The sequence below is a fragment of the Sorangium sp. So ce176 genome (assembly GCF_051519835.1).
In the GTDB taxonomy this organism is placed as follows: Bacteria; Myxococcota_A; Polyangia; order Polyangiales; family Polyangiaceae; genus Sorangium; species Sorangium cellulosum_G.
On record NZ_CP150371.1, the window covers coordinates 9,765,577 to 9,787,071 of the forward strand.

Here is a 21,495-nt window from a genome sequence, read left to right on the forward strand (position 1 = left end):
CCTGGCCGCACTCGAGCCCGCGCGACCGCGCGGGGGCGTCGCCGTCGCCGCTCCACACCCATAGTAAAGAGCCCGCCGGCCGGGCGTCAACATCAGCCCTGATGTCCCGCCGCCTCGAGGGCCGCGCGCAGATGATCGGCCATGACTTGCACGTTCGGCGGCAAATTCATGGTGATGTGATTGCCAGGGACCTCGTGGACAGTGAGCTGGCCCTGGATCAAATCGAGCCATCCCCGCGCCGGGTTGTTCACGGTCATGGCGTCGCGCTCGCTCGCCTCGAAGAAGAGCACGTCACCCGGGTAGGGGCGGGGGACATAGCGCAGCATCGCCTGCAGGTTGGCGGTGACGATCTTGCGGAACGTGGCGAGCTCCTGGAGCGCCAGCTTCGGGAACATCCGGGAGACACCCTTCTTGCGCTGGAGCACGTGGAGCAGCTGCTCGTCCGGGGAGAGGTGCCGGATCTCCTCCGCGGGGACGGGGAGACTCGCATCGCCGCTGATCAGGTAGGCGAGGCGCTCGGGGGTGTCGAGATCCTCGGGGAACACCGCCGAGGGCGCGGGCGTGTCGATCATCATGAGAAGCGCGACGCGCTCGCCCCCGGAGATGAGCTGGTGCGCCATCTCGAAGGCGACGACCCCGCCGAAGGATGACCCGCCGAGCACGTAGGGGCCCTCCGGCTGGATGTGCCGCCGTACCGCCTCGAGGTAGCGCGCGGCCATCTCCTCGACGCGGGTCAAGGGCGGCGCCTTGCCTTCGATGCCCTGCGCCTGCAGCCCGTACACGGGCTGCGCCGGGTCCAGGCAGGTGGCGAGATCGTGGTAGAAGTAAACGTGCCCTCCGACCGGGTGCATCAGGAAGAGCGGCCGCCCGGTGCCGGGCTTGATCCGCACGAGCGACGCGGGCAAGAGGCGCGCGGGAGAGCGCCTCGACAGCGAGGTGGAGGAGGGCGAGTCGGACTGCGCGATGAGCTCGGCCAGGGCCGCCACGGTCGGCGCGTTGAGCAGGCTGTGGCCGGGGAGATCCATGTTCACGACGCTGCGCAGCCGGGAGATGAGCTGGACGGCGAGCAGCGAGTCGCCGCCGAGCGCGAAGAAGTCGTCGTGGACGCCGATCCGCTCGATGCCGAACAGCTTCTCCCACGTCTCGGCGACGGCGCGCTCCAGCGGATCGCGCGGCGCCACGTAGGCCGTGCCGAGGTCGGGCCGCGGGTGGACCGATCTCGGGATGCCCTCGGACTCGACGTCCCGCGAGGGCGGCGCGATCGAGCTGGCCGAGGGGCGCTGCTTGGCCTGCGCTTCCCGCTTCAGGACCAGGACGTGGGGCGTGGGGCTCGTGAGGACGCGCATCCAGGCGTCGAGCGCCTCGTCGCGCGAGATCCCCTCCTCCGCGGCGGCCGCGCCGCCCTCGCTCGAGTCGGCCGCGGGCTCGGGATCCTTGCCGCGCGAGGCGTCCTGCCGCTGCCACGGGTCCCACTCGATCGCGATCGTGAGCGGGCCGTCACCGGCGGCCCGCCGCTGCGCGAAGGCGCCGAGGAAGGCGGTCGCGGCGCACTGGCCCGCGAGGCCCGCCCCGCGGGCGCCCGCGGTCCGCGCGGCGCACAGCGCGACGAAATCGGGCCGGAGGCCCCGGAGCGACTCGTCGAGGACGAGCGCGCCGTCGAGCTTCGGGGCGAGGAGCGCCTCGCCCTCCTCGCGCGTCATGCGCTGGAGGGGCACGGCGCGGCGGGCGCCCGCCGCGTGGATCACGCCGTCGATCCGCCCGAAGCGCTGGAGCCCCTCGGCCACCGCGCGCTGCATGTCGTCGAGCCGCGTGACGTCGGCCGTCACGAGCAGCACCTCGGCGCCCAGCCGCTCCATCTCGAGCACCGCGCCGATCTTGCGGCGTAGCGCGTCGAAGGCGCCCGCGCCGGCGAGGCCGTCCCAGGCCTCCCGGGGCGGGAGCGCCGTCCGGCCCGCGAGCACGAGCTTCGCGCGCGCGACCTTCGCGAGGTGCTCCGCGAGGGCGGAGCCGACGGCCCCGAGCCCGCCGGCGATCAGGTAGACGCCGCCCTCCCGGAGGCGCGGCGGCAGGCCCTCGGCGCGGTCCATGCGCGCGGGCTCGAAGATCCGGACCCAGCGCTCCCCGTTCCGGTAGGCGATGACGGGCTCGGTCTGCTCCAGCGTGACCTCGGCGAGGAGCTGGTCGATGAGCCTCGCCTCCTGCAGCGTCCGCGGCTCCGGCAGGTCGATGTCGACGCTGATGCACGAGACGTTCGGGTACGCCCTGGGGATGGCCTCGCACGGGCCGAGCAGCGTGGCCTTCTCGGGGCAGAGCACGGCCGCGTCGGTCACCTTCTGCATGTGGCTCGTCACGACGCCGAGCCGCACCTCGTCGCGAATCCCCGCGTCGCCGATCCCCTGGGCCAGCGCGACGAGGCTGGCGAACCCGAGCCGCTGGGCCTCCGCGAGGCGGCCGGCGTCGAGCGGCGCGCGCGCGGGCTTGGTCACGCCCCACAGGAACATGACGCGCGAGGGGGACACGCCCGCCGCGCGCAGCGCGCCGAAGAGGGATGCGTGGTCCGCGCGGCTCGCGGGGGCGACGGTGAACTCGCCCTCGCCCGTCTCGGCGAAGCCCTCGCCCGGCCGCACGGTGATGACCTTGTAGCCGTCCCGGCGGAGCCGCATCTCCATCCGGGCGCCCAGCCCGTAGCTGTCGGCGAAGACGACGCAGCACTGCGCCCTGGCCGGCCGGGCCGACGCCTTCATCGACCCCGACAGCACCGAGCGCTTCCAGGCCAGGAGGTGGATCAGGCCGGCCGGCTCCGGCGCGCTGCGCGCCGGCCGGCGCGCGGCGCTCGAGGGCGGGTCGATCCAGTACCGCTTCCGCTCGAACGGGTAGGTCGGCAGGGGCACGCGCCGGCGGGGCTCGTGGGTGTAGAAGCCCGACCAGTCGACGCGGACGCCGGAGAGCCAGAGCTGGCCCAGCGTCTCCAGCAGGAACCCGATGTCGGACTGGCGGTGGTGGACGTGCCGGATCGACGAGAGCATCACCCGGCGGGCGCCCCGCGCGGGGTGCTGCTTGGCCAGGGTCGCGAGCACCCGGCCCGGGCCGACCTCGAGCAGGGCGCGCGTCGGATCGGCGAGCACCTCGCCGAGCCCCGCCATGAAGCGCACCGGCTCGCGCACGTGCCTCGCCCAGTACCCGGGGTCCTGCGCGTCGGCCGCGGACAGCCAGGTGCCGGTGACGTTCGACGCGATCGGGATCTTCGGGGCGCTCGGGCGCGCGCGGGCCACGATCGCGGTGAACGACGCGAGCATCGGCTCCATCATCCGGGAGTGGAACGCGTGCGACGTCTGGAGGCGCGTGCACTCCAGCTCGCGCTCGGCGAAGAGCCGGTCGGAGAGCGCCTCGACGGCGTCCTCGGGCCCGGCCACGACGCAGGCGGCCGGCCCGTTGACGGCCGCGAGCGAGAGCGCGCCGCCCCCCTCGTCGAGCAGCGGCTGCACCTCGGCCTCGGGCAGCGGGACCGCGAGCATCGCGCCCGGCGGCATCTCCTGCATCAGCTTGCCCCGCCGGGCGACGATCTTCAGCGCGTCCTCCAGCGAGAAGACGCCCGCGAGGCAGGCCGCGACGTACTCGCCGAGGCTGTGGCCGATCATCGCCGCGGGCCGGATGCCCCACTCCATCCAGAGCGTGGCGAGCGCGTACTCGATCACGAAGAGCGCGGGCTGGGCGAAGCGCGTCTGCTTGAGCAGCTCCGCGGCCGCCGCCTCCCGCCCCGGGGGCGGGTAGATCACCTCGCGGAGATCGAACCCGAGCTCGGGCTGGAGCATGGCCGCGCAGAGATCGACGCCGGCGCAGAACGTGGGCTCCCGCTCGTACAGCTCCCGCGCCATGCCGGCGTACTGCGTGCCCTGCCCCGGGAACATGAGGACGACCGGGCGATCGATGGCCTCCTCGACGTGCGCGAGGACCCGCCGCTCCCCGAGCGTCGACAGCAGGCTCACCGCCTCGTCTGCGTCGTTGCAGACGAGCATGCGCCGGTGCGGGAACGTCTTGCGGCCGACCTGGAGCGTGAACGTGACGTCCGGCAGGCTGACGTCCGGGTGCGCCTTGAGGTACCCGACGAGGTTCTCGGTGATCGTGTCGAGCGCGGTCCTCGTGCGGGCGGAGAGCAGGAGGAGCTGCCAGGACCGCCCGCCGGGCGCCGCCGCCGCGTGGGGCGCCTCCTCGAGGATGGCGTGGGCGTTGGTGCCGCCGATGCCGAACGAGCTCACGCCGGCGCGGCGGGGCCCGTCGCCGGGCTCCCAGTCCGCGAGCGCCGCGTTGACGTAGAACGGGCTGTTCGCGAAGTCGATCTCCGGGTTCGGCGTCTTGAAGTGCAGGCTGGCCGGGATCTGCCGGTGGCGGAGCGCCTGCACGACCTTGATCACGCCGGTGATGCCGGCGGCGACGTCGAGGTGCCCGACGTTCGGCTTGACCGAGCCGAGCGCGCACCAGCCCTTGCGCTGGCCGCGGGACCGGGCGCGGAACGCCCGGGTGAGCGCCGCGACCTCGATGGGATCCCCGAGGCGCGTGCCGGTGCCGTGGGCCTCCACGTAGCTGATCGTCTCGGGATCGGTGTTCGCCATCGCCAGGGCCTGCGCGATGACCTGCGCCTGCCCCTCCACGCCCGGCGCGGTGAACCCGATCTTGCCCGAGCCGTCGTTGTTGACGGCCGAGCCCCGGATCACCGCCTCGATGTGGTCGCCGCTGTCGAGGGCGTCCTCGAGCCGGCGCAGCACGATGACGCCCGCGCCGTTGCCGACCACCGTCCCCTGCGCCTCGGCGTCGAACGCGCGGCAGCGCCCGTCGGGCGAGAGGATCATGCCGTGCCGGTACAGGTAACCCGACCGCGTGGGGACGTTGATGGCCACGCCGCCGGCCAGCGCCATGTCGCACTGGTAGGTGAGCAGCGCCTGGCAGGCCATGTGGACGGCCACGAGCGAGGTGGAACAGGCGGTCTGGACCGCGACGCTCGGCCCGCGGAGGTTCAGCTTGTACGAGGTCCGCGTGGGCAGGAAGTCCTTGTCGTTGGCGACGTAGACTTGATAGTCCATCGCCTTCCTGAGCTCGTGGCTCGGGTAAAGGTTGCTCAGGAAATACGTGTCGTGGCCGCTCGCGCCCGCGTAGACGCCGATGGTCCCCTTGAACGCCTCGGGGTTGTACCCGGCGTGCTCGAGCGCCTCCCACGCGCACTCCAGGAAGAAGCGGTGCTGCGGATCCAGGATCTCGGCCTCTCGCGGGGTCATCCCGAAGAAGGCCGCGTCGAACCACTCCACCTCGTCGAGCACGGCCCGCGCGCGGACGTAGCTCGGGTCCGAGGCCACCTCCGGGGGCACGCCCGCCGCGGCGAGATCCTGATCCGAGAGCGCCGCGATCGACTCGACCCCATCGCGCAGGTTCTGCCAGAAGGCGTCGACGCTCCTCGCGCCCGGGAAGCGGCCGGCCATCCCGATGATCGCGATTTGGTCCTCCGGGACGGGTTGATCAAGCGGATCCATTCTGTCTGCTCTTGGCTGCCTGCTTCTTTCGTTTCAGGATCTCTCGCTGCTTCAGCGCCCGGGCGTCGGCCTCCGAGAGGTCGCTCCCGCCGCCGCTGCCGCTCGCGAGGAACGCGGCGAGATCGGTGACCGTCGGGCGCGCGAACAGATCGACGATGGAGAGATCGCTGCCGAACGACTCCCGGACGCGCTCGTGGAGGCGCATCAGGAGCAGCGAGTGGCCGCCCAGATCGAAGAAGTTGTCCTGCACGCTCACGCGCTCGATGCCGAGGACGTCCTGCCATATCGCGGTGAGCCGCTCCTCGAGCGAGCTCCGCGGCGCCACCATGGGCGCGCTCTCGGGGCGGAGCTCGACGGGGGCCGGCAGGGCGCGGCGGTCCACCTTGCCGTTGCCCGTGAGGGGCAGCGCGTCGAGCAGCACGATGGCCGAGGGGTGCATGTAGTCGGGCAGCCGCCGCTGCGCGTGATCGCGGATCGCACGCTCGAGCCCGCCGGTCGGATCCGCCATGAACGGGCGCGCGCGGGCCCCGGCTTGCGCGGGCGGCGCCGCGGCCCTGCCGCCGTGCGGGACGACGTACGCCACGAGGCGCCGGTCGCCCGAGCGCGCCGGCTGCGCCACCACGACCACCTCGCGCGCGGCCGGGTGCTCGCCGAGGACCACCTCGATCTCGCCGAGCTCGATCCGGTAACCGCGGACCTTGACCTGCTGATCCATGCGGCCGAGGAACTCGAGCTGCCCGTCCGGCATCAGGCGGACGCGATCGCCGGTCCGGTACAGCCGCCCTCCCGGCTCGCCGCCGATGGGATCGTGGATGAACCGCTCCGCGGTGAGCTCCGGCAGATCGAGGTAGCCGCGCGCGAGGCCCTCTCCGCCGATGCAGAGCTCCCCGGGGACGCCGGCCGGGACCTCGTTGAGATCCCGGTCGAGCACGTGCACCCTCGTGCCGGGGATCGGGCTTCCGATGGGCACCGTGTGGCCGACCGGGCGCTCCACCGCGGCGCAGCAGGCGAACGTCGCGGCCTCCGTGGGCCCGTAGCCGTTGATCATCCGGCACCCCGGGAGCTCGGCGAGGACCCGGTTGACGTGCTGCGGGGACAGGACGTCCCCCCCGGCCACGATCTGGCGCAGGCCGCGCAGCGCCGTGATCCGCTCGTCCACGAGGAGGTGGAAGACGCCGGCGGTGAGCCACACCGTGGTCACCCCGTGCTGCCGGATCACGCGATCCAGGTCGTCGAGCGACGCGGGCGCGGGGGGCATGACGACCAGCCGGCCGCCGTTGAGGAGCGCGCCCCAGATCTCGAACTGCGACGTGTCGAAAGAGATCGACGCGAGCTGCAGGAAGACCTCGTCCGGCGCGAAGCGCGCGTACGTCGTGCCCTTGACGAGCCGGGCCACGCCCCGGTGCGGCACGGCCACGCCCTTGGGCCGGCCGGTGGAGCCCGACGTGTACATGACATAGGCGAGCTGGTCCGGCGTCGCCAGCTCCGTCGGGTTATCGTCGCGCGCCCGGCCGATCTCCTCGGGATCCGCGTCCAGGCAGAGGACGCGCGCGCGGCACCCCGGCAGCACCGCGCCGACGCGCACCTGGGTGAGCATCACGCGGACCCGGGCCTGCTCCAGCATGAACGCGAGGCGCTCGGTGGGGTAGGTCGGATCCAGGGGCACGAAGGCGAGGCCCGCCTTCAGCACGCCGAGGAGCGCGACGATCATCTCGATCGACCGGTACATGCACACGGCCACGCGGTCTTCGGGCGCGAGGGCGCCCTCGTCGGTGCGCGCGAGGGCCCCCTCGTCGGGGCCGGGCGCGGCCCCGGGCCCCGGCGCCCCCGGCGCGCGGAGGCCGAGCAGGGTGTGCGCGAGCTGGTTGGCCCGCCGGTTCAGCTCCCGGTAGGTGAGCGACGTGACGTTGCCCGCGCCGTCGTCGAAGACGACCGCGACGGCCTCGGGAGAGCGCTCGACCTGGGCCTCGAAGAGGCGGTGAATGCACGCGTCCGACCCGGGGCCGGCCGGGGCGGTGCCCCACGCGCGGAGCGCGCTCCGCTCCTCGGGCGTGAGCAGCGGCAGCGCCGAGAGGCGCAGATCGACGTCGCGCGACGCGCCCTCGAGCAGGGCCTCGTAGTGGCCCGCCATCCGCTCGATGGTGCGGGCGTCGAACAGCGCGGTGCTGTACTCGATGCGCCCGATGATGCCGTCCTCGCGCTCGTCGAGCTCCAGCATCAGGTCGAACTTGGACGCGCCCGTGTCCACGTCGAGCTGGCTCAGGGTCCAGCCCGGATCGAGCGCCGGCACGGGCGGCTCCAGCACGAAGGCGACCTGGAACAGCGGGTTCTGGCCGGGGACCCGCTTCGGCTGGAGCGCCTGCACGACGCTGGCGAACGGCACGTCCTGGTGCGAGAGCGCGGCCTGGCTCACCGCCCGCACGCGCCCGAGCAGCTGCCGGAACGTCGGGTCGCCGCGCAGGTCGGTGCGCAGCACGAGCGTGTTCAGGAAGAAGCCGAGGAGGTCCTCGGTCTCCGGCGGGTGGCGGCACGACGCGGACGTGCCCACGACGACCTCGTCCTGCCGCGCGTACCGGTAGAGCATCGCCTTGAAGGCCGAGAGCAGGACCACGAAGAGCGTGACGCCCTGCTCCCTGGCCAGCGCCTTCAGCCGGAGCGTGAGCTCCCGCGACAGGGCGACGCAGTGGCGGGCCCCCGCGAGGCTCGGGGCGGCCGGGCGCGGCCTGTCGGTCGGCAGCTCCAGGGTGGGCAGGTCGGCGAGCTGTCGCCTCCAGTAATCGAGCTGCGGCTGGAGGGCGCCGCTCAGCTGCTGCTCCCGCTGCCAGACCGCGTAATCGGCGTAGTGGATCGCGCGCTCGCGCAGCGGCGACGGCCTGCCCGCGGCGAACGCCTGGTAGAGCGCGTGGAGCTCCCTCGGGAGCGCGTCGAAGATGGAGACTCCATCCATCAGGATGTGGTGCACCACCACGAACAGCACGTGGTCGGCCTCGTCGAGCCGGACCAGCGTGGCCCGGAGCAGCGGGCCGCGGGCGAGATCGAACGGGCGCCGGGCCTCGTCTGTGGCGAGCGCGACGGCGCGCCCCCACCGCGCCTCGGCCGGCAGCGCGGTCAGCTCGACGACCGGCAGATCGAGCGGCGCCGGGGGCAGGATCTGCTGCACGGGCTCGCCGCCGACGACCGCGACGACGCTCCTCAGGATCTCGTGGCGCCTGAGGAGCTCGTCGAGGGCGCGCCCCAGGACCGGGACGTCGAGGTGCCCGCGGAGGCGCAGGGAAAACGGCTCGTTGTAGAACAGCGCGCCCGGGTGGAGCGAGGCGTGGAGCCAGATCTGCCGCTGCCCGTGCGAGAGGGGGATGGGCCGGTCGCGCGGCGCAGGCCGGATGGCCGCGGCGGCCGGGCGCTGCTTCGGCCGGGGGAGCGACTCCACGAGCTCGGCCAGCGCGGCGACCGTGGGGGCGTCGCACAGGCTCTGCAGGGAGAGCTCGACGCCGAGCGCGCGGCGCAGCCGCGACAGCACCCGCGCGGCGAGCAGCGAGTGCGCCCCGAGGTCGAAGACGTCGTCGTGGACGCCGAGGTGCTCGATCCCGAGCGCCTCGGCCCACGCCGCGGCGATCGCCGCCTCGATCTGGTTGCGCGGCGCGAGGGGCTCGCCGTCGCCGCGATCGGGCCGGGCGGCGTCCGGCGGCGGCAGGGCCGCGCGGTCCACCTTCCCGCTGGGGCCGAGCGGCAGCGCGTCGAGCAGCACGAACGTCGACGGGATCATGACCTCGGGGAGGCTCTCGCGGAGGAAGCTGCGCAGCGCGGGCACGACGGCCCGGGGGGCGGCCGGGGGCGCGTCCGGCGCGTCCGGGCGCGCGACGACGTAGGCGACGAGGCGGCCCTCGCTGGCGACGGCCACCGCCGCGCGGACGGCGGGGTGGCGCCCAAGCGCGGCCTCGATCTCGCCGAGCTCGACGCGGTGGCCGCGGATCTTCACCTGCTGGTCGACGCGCCCGAGGAAGGCGAGATCGCCGCCGGGCAGGCGGCGCACCACGTCCCCCGTGCGGTAGAGCCGGGCCTCCGGGGTGGAGCTGAACGGATCGGGGACGAACCGCGCCGCCGTGAGCTCGTGCCGTCCCAGGTAGCTCCGGGCCAGCCCGGGTCCACCGAGGTAGAGCTCGCCGGCCTCGCCGTCCGGGACCGGGCGCATGGCATGGTCGAGCACGTAGCAGCGCGCGTTCCTGATCGGCCGGCCGATGGAGAGGGGCTCGCCGGGGTCCCGAACCGGGTCGAGCCCGTCGGCCATCGTGGCGCACACGGTGAACTCGGTGGGACCGTAGGCGTTGATGAACCTGCGCCCCTGCGCCCAGCGCGCGGCGAGGTCGGCCGGGCAGGTCTCGCCGGCGACGATGAGGGTCCGGAGCGCGGGCAGCGAGCGCTCCGCGCCCTCGGGGAAGGCGGCGAGCGCGGAGGGGGGGAAGGTCGCGATCGACACCTCCTCCGCGCGCATCCGATCGAGCAGCGCGGGCCCGGGGATCATCTCGGCCTGCGCCCCCATCACCAGGGTGCCTCCCCGGGCGAGCGTCATCGCGATCTCCCAGACCGACGCATCGAAGCTGAGGGACGCGAACTGGAGCACGCGGCAGCCCGGCGCCACGTCGAATCGCTCGGCCAGCGCGCGGGTGAGGTTGGTGAGGCCGCGGTGCGTCAGCAGCGTGCCCTTGGGCCTGCCGGTCGAGCCCGACGTGTAGATGACGTAGGCGAGGTCGTCGGGGCCCGTGGTGTCCGGCGGGTCCTCGCCGCTGAAGCCCGCGGTCAGATCGCGATCGCCGTCCAGGAGGACCACGCGCGCCCCGTGGCGCGGCAGCGACGGGAGCAGCCGCGCCTGGGTGAGCAGGACGGGCGCCCCGGCGTCCTCGAGCATGAAGGCGACCCGCTCCCGCGGGTACGCGGGGTCGACAGGGACATAGGCGCCGCCGGCCTTGAGCGCCGCGAGCAGCCCGATGAGCGCCTCCAGGGAGCGCTCGGCGCAGAGCGCGACGAGGACGTCGCGGCCGACGCCCAGGCTCCTCAGGTGGTGCGCGAGCTGGTTCGCGCGGCGATTCAGCTCCTGATAGGTGAGCCGGTCAGGGCCGAAGGATGCGGCCACGACGCCGGGCGTGCGCCCGGCCTGGAGCTCGAACGAGCGGTGAATGCTGGCGTCCTCGGAGCTGAAGTCGTGATAGGTCATGTCGTGTGTGGTGGTAGGAGTCTCTTCAGGGGCAGAACATCAGCCGCCGTGTGCGAGCCCGAGCAGCGACGCGAGGGCGTCACGCATCTCATTCAGAACCGTCCCAGGAGCACCGGAGTGAGCTCCAGGGCGGCAGCCGGTGACACGGGCGCGCCCCCGACGTTTCAGGGGCGCGGTCGGCACGGATACCATGCTGCATCACACTGGTACTCACGCTTCGATGGGCGAGTCCATCGACGCCGTGGCAGGGTGACGGTCCACAATTCAAGGCTATTCGCAGCGCAGCCGATTACACACAACCGCGGAATGAAGGTCAAGCGGGACGTACGGCTTTTTTCGGCGTGGAGGGGCATGTGGTCGCGGCGCTGCGTCATGAGGCGATCGCTCCCGGCCGGCAGTCCTGGCCCGCGTGGCCCGCGACGACCGCGCCGGGCTCGCACACCGCGACGGAGCCCGCCGCGAACGAGGCGTCGGGAGCACTCGTAATCAGGTGGTGATCGACGATGTCCCGATTGCCGATCGTACGGGTTTCATGAATCGAACATCGCCGATCTTCAGAGGTCGCCGAGAGGGGCTGTCGAGCGTCCGCCCCGGCCCCGACCGTACCGAGACATCCCTCGCGCGGAGCCCTGCCGCGGGGCGGGCCCGCGGCGCGTCCATCGCCGGCGCCGCCTCACCGCGCCTCCGCGGCGGACGCGCCGCGACCCGGACCGGCGCCGCGCTCACCCGATACCCACGCGCTCCTCGTTCGAGCGCCAGGAAGCCCGCGGCCCCGACCGCGAGCAGCACCGCGGTCGTGATCAGCACGACCCGGCTGTGCAGCGACAGCCGCGGCGGGCGCTCGCCCCGGAGCCGCAGCCTGGCCCGGCGCAGGAGCTCGTCGTGCACCGGGAAGCCGGGGCCGCCGAGGATCACGAGCGTCATCACGACGATGCAGGCCGCGGGCATCGCGGTGGACTATGGAATACATCATGGACGCCGCTGCGGAGGAGCGGCTTCAGCAGTACATTGACGGCATTGGCACGGTCCTCGGTCGTCCCAAGCGCCGGGAGGCGTTTGCGAGCTACACGCTGGGGCTTCTCAGCGATCTGGAACGCAAGAGCGTTGAGCCGATCGCCGCGTTGGGAGTGTGCCAACGATCCAAGTCGCCGGCGCGAAGCGCAGATCCCTGACGGCATTCAGTTCAAGAGCAAGGTGGATGCCGTCTTCGTGATAAGCCCCGTCGAGGAAGACCACGTGCAGATGCGGATTGAGCCGCATGTCGCCGGACGTGCGTTGCACGTCGGTCACCGCGCCGCACGCGCCTCGGCGCGCGGCGCGCTCTTCGTAGAACCGCTCCACGCTCTCGACGAAGATGCGGGTCAGCACGCCGAACAACGCCCCGTCCTGGGCGAGCCTGCGCCGCCACGGAAACGGAGACGTCACCCCCCACGGACGGTGCGCCACCTCGGGCAGGACGTCCTCGATCAGGTTCACCGCCGTGGCACACATGCGTCGGCCCAGACACGACGGGCAGAAACCGCGTCCTTTACAGCTGAAGGCCACCAGCCGACTCTCTTCGCAGCGCTCGCACCGGAGCCGCGCGAACCCGCGGCAGAGCAGCCCGCAGTCGAGGTAGGCTTTGAGCTCCTTCTTCGCGTGCTTGGGTATCCGGACGGCGATGGCGCCGTCGTCGATGGCCCCGTACAGCGTCTCCACGTTGTCGCGCACGATCTCGTAGAGCGTCGTCTTCTCGGGGCGACGGCGCTCGTAGACGACGCCCGTGGTGCGAGCCGCGCTGGCCACACGGCGCCGACACCGCACGCCGCACGCCACGCGGTGACGGCGCGTTTTCGCCGCGAATTTCGACAACCCGCCGGGCTATCGCCCATGGCGGAGCGGCGGGCCGGGGGGCGGCGGGCCGCGACGCGCGCTGCCGCGGCGGCGGAGGCGCTCGCCGAGCACCCGGCTCGCGCTCGATATGTCGGCGCGCGAGAACGCAGAGCGCGAGCGGGCAGCGTTGCAGGAGGAGATCATCCGGGTGCAGCAGAGCCGGCTAGCGGAGCTGTCCACGCGATGATCCCGATCACCGAGCAGGTGATGGTCATGCCTCTCATTGGGACCATGGATGAGCAGCGTGCCAGGCACGTGCTTGAATCTGCGCTCTCTAGCGCCGAGGCGTGGTGCGCGTGCCGCCTTCGTGCCAGCATGCAGGAGCCGCTTCGCCACTCGTTTTCCCACCGCTCCCCGCGGCGTCCGCAGTTCCGCCATGGCGTCGCCATGCAGCATCGCGGCGAGAGAGGGTCGTCGCCTGCGCGCGGCGCCGCGCTTGCCTCCCGGCACAGGCCTGGTGCTTGCCGGCATCACTTTCCGGATGCCTCCGGGGCGCTTCAGCACGCAACCGCCGCGCGTGGGCGATCCCAGGTGAGCCTGCGGGCACTGGCGAGCGGCAAGGCTCCGCCAGCGAGTCGACGCGAGCGGCGGGCTCGACGTTCGGCCCAAGCTTGCTCACCGCTCCGGTGCCAGCGGCAGCCCGAGCAGCCGACCGATCGCCTCGTGCACGACCCAGGCTGCCTCCGCGTCCCCGAGGGCGACGGCTCGGCTCAGCGTGCCGGCGAGCGACGCAACCACGGCGGATCGAGGCGATCGATCGACCGTCGCGAGCTCTCCGGGCCCAGGGCTCGGCGGCTGGGCCGGGGTTGGGTCCATGCCTCCTGAGGGGGTGCGATCCGTCGTCACGCCCTCCCAGAATCCCTGGCGATGCGACGGATCGCGACGGTTCGCCCCCACGGATTCGTCCCGCCAGAAAAACCGGTCGATAACGAGCAACCGCAGGAAACATTAGCAATTTCCATAGCTTGTGCCTGTTTCGCCGCCGAGGGCGGCTCCGGTGTGGCCCAGCGGGGCAGGAGGTCCACATGCCTGGGGGCAGCGCGGCGGGCGGGGGTGGTCGCGGGTTCGGTGCTCGCGGACGCGCCCGCGTCGGGCGTCGCTTGGGGCGAGCTGGCCGCTGCTGCGCTCTGCACAGGCGCGCTCGCTCGGGGGCTGGCGCACGAGGCGATGAGGCATACCGCGGCGACGATCAGGATCGATCGGTGGTGCATAGGTTCGAGCCGCGGCGCGAGGAGCGCCCTGGTGGCATGCACGTCCAATCCGATGTATCTCTTCATCGGCGCTCTCCTTTCTGGGTCCTTGTCTGCCAAACCCAAGGTTCCCAAAGGCGGAGGGAGAGCGCCATGCTGCCATCGCATGAGATCGCGCGGCCGACAGCTCCTCACGGCAGCCGACCTCGTGTTGCCCTCCCTCCTGCCCCGAGCTCGAGCCCCCAGCGGAGCGCCCCTCCGCCGTCGCCCACGCTACCGTGCAGGCACCGCGCGCAGCGCGGATCCAGGCCGCCGCAGGCGCCCGCTCAGCGGGGCGAAGCGCCGGGAGGCGCGCGAGCGCGGTGCCACCCTCGCCGGACGACGGCGGAGTTCCTCCGACGTGTCCGGTTGCGCGGCCACGGTAGGCAGGTGCGGGAACCAGCAGGATCGACCTTGCGGACGCCACGTTCCTATGATGCCTCATCCCATCCAGGGGGCCGCTGTCACTCCACAGCCTGCGGGGTATACGGCGAACGGAATGAGCAGGCTGGCCAGGATCTGAATCGCTGGCTCCTCCCCGGTGCGTTTGAGCAGGAGGTGGTTGAGCTTGCAGATCAACCATGGGACGGCCACGCCGATAACGACGCCGCCGCCGGCGACGACGAAGCTCAAGCGACTTGTCGAGGCAGCGCCGCCACGTTCTCGGCGGCGCTCTTCAGCCTACCCGCGCGGCTTGAGCGGTGGAACGCGCTGGCGAAGAGCAGGAAGCCCACGCCGAGGGCAGTCGAGGAGCCCCACGTCCACACCCAGAGCAAGCCCGTTTGGGCCGGCGTCTTCTGGCCGTTCGGCTGGTAGCAGTAGTGGGTGCGGTGCTGTTTGCGGTAGCCGGGTCCCGCCGAGTAGATGCCGCCGTCGGGGCAGGCGATCTCGTTCGCGCCCAGCGTGAACGTGGCGCGCTCGGTCGCGTCTTGGAACGTCATGCTGCTGCTGGCGGCGGATATGACGAGGGTCAACATCATGATGGGGACGAAGGCGAGGCCCGTGACGAGGGCGTGGGTCGCGCCGCTCCGGCCGACGGGGACGGGCACGGCGGGCGTGGTGACCGAGCGGTGGGCGACGTTGGCCCGGAGCTGATCGGCCACTGAGATGGCGGCGGCGAGACCGTCGGCCGAGGTGGGCGCGAAGGCGAGCCGGGCATGGCCGTCGCGCACGTGGAGCGCGACGAAGGATAAACGATCGAGGTTCGCGAGAACGGCCGGCGTAGCCCACGCGAGGAGATGGCCAGCCTGGTCGCGGTAGCTCGGCGACCCGGACGCGGAGGACGACGGCGCGGGAAACACGCCGAAGCGCGCGTCGAAGCGCGTATCGCTGGTGAACGCCGGGTGCGGCGGGAACGCCCCGAACACCGGCTGCGCGAGGGCGCGATCGCAGACGACCTGATCGGGCACCGCGAGCGGAGCGCTCACGACGACGGCACGAAAGAGCATCGGGGCGGTGAGGAGCGTGGTGCCGCCGATGGCGAGATCGGCCGGCGTCTGCGCGGACACGCCGTCGGAGCGTGTCAAGGAGAGCGCGACGAGGTGATTCTGCGGCGGCGGCAAATCGAGCTCGCCGGTAACGGCGAGGCCGCGGGCGCGGAGCGCGTCCCCTAGCTTCTGTTTGCTCCGCCGGAGCTGGACGCAGGCCCTAGAAAAAGAAAATAGGCTGACGATGAAGACGAGGGCAGCAAGAGTGGGGAGGACGAGGGCGAGCACCGGTTGACCTTAGCACTCGGCGTGGCTCAGGGAGCGCGCGTCGACCGCTTCGCGAGACGTTCGCCCGCGGGCATGGCGAGCTCGTCGAGGCGACGACGCTGGGCCTCGCGTGCTTGTGAAGATGCAGTCGACGAGCGCGTGACCGTGGTGCTATTTCGTCGGGGGGCTTCTCCCATGCCCCGCCTCTCCCGGCGCCTGCTCCTCGTCGCCACGCTCCTGGCCTTCGCCGTGCTCGCGCACGCGTCTCCGCCGCCCCCCTCCCCCCGCAGGCTCTGGAGTGAAGGGTGCCTCATCGTCGATGCATGGATAAGTTGTTGATAGAGCGTCGCTTCTCCAGGGGGTGTCGGATCGCATAGAGAACCTTCTGCCACCGAGCACGCTTGCCAGCTGCATTGGCATGTTCGACATTTCCGCCGTCGTATGGTCCGCGCGATTCAATCTGAATCTCCATTTGGCTCCTCAGAACAGCCGCGGGCGGCCATTCGAGCCTCCAGCTCGGCGAACTGCCTTTCAAGGTCTTCTACGTGGCCGCTTCCAGGCTCCGGTGCTTGTTTCTGTGAAGCACCGGAAACCGCGTCGTGGTCGAAGCGACGCTTCAAATCGGTGAACCGCCGTTCCAGATCATCCAGGTAGGGGTCTGGTAGCAGCGTGGAGTCCGCGATCGTTCCATGCTCGGAACGGCAAGGCGGGCGCTCCTCAACAACGTCCCGACCACAGCGCCGCGTCGCATCGCCCATGAAACCCGTCGCGGCATTGCGCAAGTCGGTGAAACCCGTTCGAAGCGCAGCCGCAACACGTTACTTTGCCGAGCTGAACTCTTCTTCGGCCTTTTCGACCAGTGATGGTGGCATTCGGGGAAGCCCTTCATCGCGTGCGCTCTCTGAAGGTCCGGTGAGACGTTCAAGGATACGGTCTATGTCGACGAGGCGGCGGGATCCGGCACCGCGGCCGGTGAGCGCAGCATACACGTCGCTCTCGGCGAACGCGGAAAGCGCGAAGACGCGCACGTCCACTTCTGGGTGCGTGTCGCCTTCTCCGCGGTTTTTCTGCCTGAGAAGCTGCTCCGCGTGCTCCTTGCACTTTGCAAGGTACGCTTGCTCGTGGCCGGCGAACGTTGGCGCAGGCTTTCCGGTGGATAGCGCCATGAATGTCCGAACAGCGGCGTCCAGGTCCTGGCAAGCTAGCAGACCGATGCGGTCCGCGGTCAGCTCGCTGCCGACCGATCACCCCGTGAACGACCCGGGCCGCCACCTCATCCCCGAGGGCGACGGCGCGGCACAGGGTGCCGGCGAGCGATGCGACCACGGCGGCGCGAGGCGGCGGATCGGTCACGGCGATCTCCCCGGACCCTGGGCTTGATAAGTGGGCCCGGGTTGGGTCCATGCCTTCCGAGGGGGAGCGATCCGTCGTCATGTCGCCCTGAAGCTCCGGGGAAAGCGACGGTTCGCGACGGTTCGATCCCGCGGAACCGTCCCGCCAGGAACAAGGGCTCTCGGCATCACCGGTCCCACCGTACGGCCACGCTGCGCGCCCCCGCGTCGCGCCATCCGGCGCGCGCTCTCGGCGACACGGCGGGCGAGGTGCGCGGGCCGTGCGCAGAGCGGCTTCCGTCACGTGGGCGCCTGGACGTGGACTCGCCGGACCCCGGGCTGCTTTGCGAGCTGGTCAATCAGCGTCTCCACGCCGATCGTGTTCGGGATCCTCGCGTCGAGCGTCACGTTGACGCGCCGCTTGTCGTCGAGGCGGCGCTCGTAATCCATGTCCGAGACGACGGCCCCGAGCGCTTCGAGCGCCTTCATGATGTCAGCCACGCCGGCCGACTCCTCGCCGAGGACGAGGGCGATCCGTCGCCGGGTGCTGCGGTCGTCCTTGTCCTCGAAGCGGCGGAGCGCCGTGAGCGCGAGCACGCCGAGGAGCGTGACGACGACGGCCTCGACGTACATCGCCGCGCCCGAGCACATGCCGATCGCCGTCACGAGCCACAGGCCCGCCGCCGTCGTGATGCCCTGGACCGTGGTCCCGGTGCGCAGGATGGAGCCGCCGGCGAGGAAGCCGATGCCGGCGACGATCGACGCGGCGATGCGCGAGGGGTCAACGGAGACCAGATCCTCCTTTCCGTAATGCTGGAAGTAGACGAACTTCACCGAGATGACCATGAACGTCGCCGCGGCCATCGCGACGAGCAGGTGCGTCCGGAGCCCGACCTGGCGGCCGTGGCGATCGCGCTCGTATCCGATGACGCCCCCGAGCGCCGCGCCCGCGGCGATCCGGATCAACAGGTCGACGTGCATTGTGTCCATCTGTGCTTGCACCTCCCGAGGGTGGCCGAGGCTTGCGGCGCGCTTGCGCCCGCGCGCGTCGTCGCCGGACGCGTCCCCGCACGTAGGGCTCGCCGACGCGCAGGGGGAGACAAGGCCGCCGGGCGGCCTCGCCGGCCGTCACCGCCGCTGGCGCCGGGCGCCCGACGCGGCCGCGCGCGGCTGCGACACCGAATCGTTCGCCGGCGACGCCGGCGCGTCCGCGCCGCCGGGCCGCGGCGCGGCGGGGAGAGGATCCCCGATGCCGTCGAGCTCGCGGTCGAGCTCACCCTTCTCGGCGAGGAACGCCTCGCGCTGATCGGCGGGGAGCTCCCGCAGGCGCGTCGCGAGCAGCGTCTCCGCGTCGAAGTAGGCGCCGTTGCGGCGCGCGCTGAAGTGAAGGTGCGGCCCCGTCGACCGCCCGGTCGACCCCACGTAGCCGACGAGCTGATGGGTCGCCACGTGGTCCCCGCGCTTCAGGCCCGCCGCGTACCTCGAGAGGTGCGCGTAGCCCGTCTCGACGCCGTTGTCGTGCTGGATCGCGACCCACTTGCCGTGACCACCATGGGGCCCCACCCAGGAGACGGTGCCCTCGAGCGCGGCATAGACAGGGGTTCCCGACGGCGCGCCGTAGTCCGTGCCCTCGTGCGGCGTCACGCGGTGCAGGATGGGGTGCATCCGCTTGGGGTTGAACGGCGACGTCCGACGCAGGGTGGCGAGCGGCGCCTGCCACGGGCTCGGCACCGGCTCGCGTCCGTCTTCGTCGACCATCCGCCCCGTGGCGTTGTCGTCGAACCGGTACAAGCGGGCCTCCGGCCGCCCGGCCGCCCGCACGTCGAGCGCCAGAACACGCGGCTGCCTCGGCGCCGTGGCGGCCTCGGCCACGGCGCGGATCACCGCCCCGCGACGGAGCCCGTGAGGGAGGCGCCGCGCGAGCAGCTCCTCGGCTTCCCGCCGCACGCTCGCCAGCGGCTCCGCCGGCTCGCGCGGGGCTCCCTCGGTCCAGGCCAGCGCGAGGTGCGGTTCTGCGCCCGCGTCGGGAGCGGGCGCGGGCGGCGGCGGCGCGCCCGGAGGCCCGGCGCTCGCGAGCTGCCGGCTCGCGGCGTCGAGCGACCTGTCGATCTCGATGGCGCGCACCGCGAACCACACGACCCCGATGCCGAGCAACCCGAGCCCGATCCACACCGAGGCCTCGGTGCGGGGCGACCAGCCGTCGGAAGTGGGCTCGGGTGGCTTGGGTCTTCCACCGGGCATCAGAGATCACCTTGCTGTATGGCGCCGGCGAGCCTTGACGGCAGTGACGGGAGCACGAGACACGCGGACGCTATGCGCGAGCGTCGCTCGCGTCAACCCCGGCCGCCCGGCGGCCCCCCCTCGCGGACGCATCGCTGGCGCGGCAGTTCTCCTCCGGGCACACCAGGGCTTCGCCACCTCGTCGTAGAAATCCATGCGCGAGGACTCCGCGGCGCGGGTAACCGCGAAAGGCCTGCTCTCCGCGAGCGGCGCGCTCGACGCTCGGTCCAAGCTTGCTCGCCGCTCCGGCGCTGGCGTCATACCGAGCAGTCGGCCAGTTGCATCGTGAACGACGCGGGCCGCCATCTCGTCCCCGAGGGCAGAGGGGGTAGAGCTAAGAGGTTCTGGCGCAACGCGACCCGATGTTGCCTCGGTGCTCGGGGTAGTAGACGTGGCGGGTGGCTGACCGCAGGGTCGGGGCGAGCTCGTCGTTGCTGCCGCTCCGGAAAGCCCTGTAGGAGCCTGCTGTCACAGCGGCACAGTCATGGCATGGCATCGGGTACTGGACCGGGTCCCAGTCCAGCGTCCACTCCCACGCGTTCCCGCCCAGGTCGGACTGCCCCCACTTCCCGTCGCCTCTTGGCGATCTCGATCCGACGTTCTGCAGGCTGCAGGTGCCGCCGCAATAGACAGCGTAGCTGTCATCGATCGTCGTGGAGGTCGCTGGCTTCGACCACGGATAGTACCTGTGCTCGCTGCCCCCGGAGGCCGCGTAGTTCCACTCCGCCTCTGTCGCCAGCCGTCCCCCGTCCCACGCACAGAACGCGAACGCCGTGTACCAGTCCAGGCAGTTGATCGGCCTATCTTCGTTGCTCCCCGCCGTGTCCGTCCAGCTCTGATGGACAAAGCAGCTCAGGGTGCTCTTCAGTGCAGCCGTGTCCGGGGGCAACCTGGTGTTCCACGCTGAGCTCCAGCCAGAGCCTGGGATCCTTGGATGAGCGCCCGTGCCATCCCCAGGCGGGCTGGCCTGCGTGCCCATGCCCGCGTTGACGAACGCCCGGAACCGTCCCACCGTGATCTCGTACTTGTCGAGGTAGAAGTCGCTCACCGTCGCCGGGTAGGTCCGGTCCAGGTAGTCCACGCCGTCGTAGCTTCGAGCGAACGTTCCGCCGGGGACCAGCAAGCTCTTGCAGCAGTCCTCGTTCCCCGATGGCCCGCAGGTCGCCGGCAACCCGGCGCAGCTCGGCGCCGTTCCATCCCAGGTGCCCGTACCGATCGGTCCATCGGGGTCTGATTCCTTGCCCGCAGGGTCGCACGCGAACAACGACAAAGCGGCCACAGCCGTCGCCCAGACGCAGTGCACGGCGCGCAAGTGCCTCATTCATCGACCTTCTTCACCACGGGTCCTCGCCACCGGGGCGCGCGCCCCTACGCGTGGCGCGCGCCCGTCGACATCGCAGCTCGGTTTCGTTGGTCCTGTGCTCCGATCAGCCCCCGAAGAACGCCTTTGCCTGCTCTCCCAGCACGTCCTCGCCCTTCGGGCTGCTGGCGTGGCAGCCGTCGCTGACCTCGCCCGCGTCATTGTCGAGGATGAACTTCCCGAGGTAGCTCATGTTCTCGTTGACGGTCGGGTCGCTGGCCAGCTCCTGTGCCTTCATGTCAGTCCAATCGGCGCCGCCGGCCCCCGCGATGAAGCAATCGTGCCCTGCATTGTAGACCGGCTGCCCCACGATGTAGATATGCGTGCCCGGGTTGACGTGCTGGCGCGCCGCGCTGACCATGTCGCGGAGCTCTTTATCGGTCGCCCGCTGGGACAAGATGCAGATCTGGACCATGATGGCCTTGACGACGTCTCTCCCTCCAATCGACTCCATCTTCCGGTCGAAGAGCTGCCAGGAAGAGCTGTTGGGATTGGTCCAGTTCTGGACCACCATGGCCCCCGTCTGATAACCGTCCGCGTTCCACATGATCTTGCCGCCAACACGCTTGTAGCCAGTGCCGATGTTGTTGGCCATCGAGCAGCCCGTGTACGCGACCGAGTTCTCCCCTGTCGGAGGCAGGCCGTCACCCCCACCACCGGTTCCGGGATCGCCGCCCGCGCCTGCGCCGCCCGTGCCACCTCCGCCGGTGCCGGGGCTGCCGCCGGTGCCGCCGCTCACGGCTCCTCCCGAGCTCGCTCCGCTGGCGCCGGCGCCTCCAGCACCCGTCCCGCCACTGGACGAACTGCCGGTCGCGGGACCGCTGGCGCCCGTCGTCCCTCCGGTTGCGGCGCCTCCCGCCCCCGAACCGTCGACCGGATCACTTTCTGAACTGCAAGCTGCGAGGCAGAGCGCGGCTATCCCAAGAGCGCAGCGGGCCACCGATCGGCAGGAAAGAACAGTAGAGCTCATCGTCGTCACCTTCTGTCAAGGGGCGTTG

General features: G+C 71.6%; 13 protein-coding genes. All 13 read right to left on the reverse strand.

Annotated elements, in window-relative coordinates; all coding sequences use genetic code 11:
- Window positions 1-92: 92 nt before the first annotated feature.
- The 13 genes from WMF42_RS36940 to WMF42_RS37000 all read right to left on the reverse strand — a co-directional run bounded on the left by WMF42_RS36940 (window position 93) and on the right by WMF42_RS37000 (window position 21,236).
- A complete protein-coding gene (locus tag WMF42_RS36940; RefSeq protein WP_437687803.1) occupies window positions 93-5,522 on the reverse strand; it encodes a type I polyketide synthase in 5,430 nt (1,809 codons plus the stop codon).
- The gene (locus WMF42_RS36945; RefSeq protein ID WP_437687805.1) at window positions 5,509-10,731 is read right to left on the reverse strand and encodes an amino acid adenylation domain-containing protein; all 5,223 of its coding nucleotides are present in this window, start codon (window positions 10,729-10,731) and stop codon (window positions 5,509-5,511) included. The genes WMF42_RS36940 and WMF42_RS36945 overlap by 14 nt, the downstream gene beginning before the upstream one ends.
- Before the next feature lie 486 nt (window positions 10,732-11,217).
- Window positions 11,218-11,679, reverse strand: a complete 462-nt coding sequence (locus tag WMF42_RS36950; protein ID WP_437687807.1) for a hypothetical protein — start codon at window positions 11,677-11,679, stop codon at window positions 11,218-11,220.
- A gap of 132 nt (window positions 11,680-11,811) precedes the next feature.
- Complete coding sequence (locus WMF42_RS36955; protein WP_437687809.1) at window positions 11,812-12,582, reverse strand: transposase zinc-binding domain-containing protein; 771 nt, start codon at window positions 12,580-12,582, stop codon at window positions 11,812-11,814.
- A 636-nt stretch (window positions 12,583-13,218) separates the two neighbouring features.
- Window positions 13,219-13,419, reverse strand: coding sequence for a hypothetical protein (locus tag WMF42_RS36960; protein WP_437687811.1), 201 nt, complete (start codon window positions 13,417-13,419; stop codon window positions 13,219-13,221).
- Window positions 13,420-14,273: 854 nt separating this feature from the next.
- A complete protein-coding gene (locus tag WMF42_RS36965; RefSeq protein ID WP_061605352.1) occupies window positions 14,274-14,465 on the reverse strand; it encodes a hypothetical protein in 192 nt (63 codons plus the stop codon).
- On the reverse strand, window positions 14,462-15,547 hold the full coding sequence (locus WMF42_RS36970) for a hypothetical protein (protein WP_437687813.1): 1,086 nt from the start codon (window positions 15,545-15,547) through the stop codon (window positions 14,462-14,464). Before WMF42_RS36970 ends, WMF42_RS36965 begins: the two co-directional genes overlap by 4 nt.
- 434 nt (window positions 15,548-15,981) lie before the next feature.
- Entirely contained in the window at window positions 15,982-16,308 is a 327-nt protein-coding gene (locus WMF42_RS36975; protein WP_437687815.1) for a hypothetical protein, read from the reverse strand.
- 36 nt (window positions 16,309-16,344) lie between these two features.
- The gene (locus WMF42_RS36980; protein ID WP_437687817.1) at window positions 16,345-16,692 is read right to left on the reverse strand and encodes a hypothetical protein; all 348 of its coding nucleotides are present in this window, start codon (window positions 16,690-16,692) and stop codon (window positions 16,345-16,347) included.
- A gap of 465 nt (window positions 16,693-17,157) precedes the next feature.
- Window positions 17,158-17,847, reverse strand: a complete 690-nt coding sequence (locus tag WMF42_RS36985) for an MgtC/SapB family protein (protein ID WP_199694493.1) — start codon at window positions 17,845-17,847, stop codon at window positions 17,158-17,160.
- 138 nt (window positions 17,848-17,985) lie between these two features.
- Window positions 17,986-19,098 (reverse strand): M23 family metallopeptidase, encoded by a 1,113-nt coding sequence (locus WMF42_RS36990; protein ID WP_437687819.1) that lies wholly within the window; start codon window positions 19,096-19,098, stop codon window positions 17,986-17,988.
- Window positions 19,099-19,471: 373 nt separating this feature from the next.
- Window positions 19,472-20,308, reverse strand: a complete 837-nt coding sequence (locus WMF42_RS36995; RefSeq protein ID WP_437687821.1) for a formylglycine-generating enzyme family protein — start codon at window positions 20,306-20,308, stop codon at window positions 19,472-19,474.
- 256 nt (window positions 20,309-20,564) lie between these two features.
- Entirely contained in the window at window positions 20,565-21,236 is a 672-nt protein-coding gene (locus tag WMF42_RS37000; protein WP_437687823.1) for a hypothetical protein, read from the reverse strand.
- Window positions 21,237-21,495 lie beyond the last annotated feature (259 nt).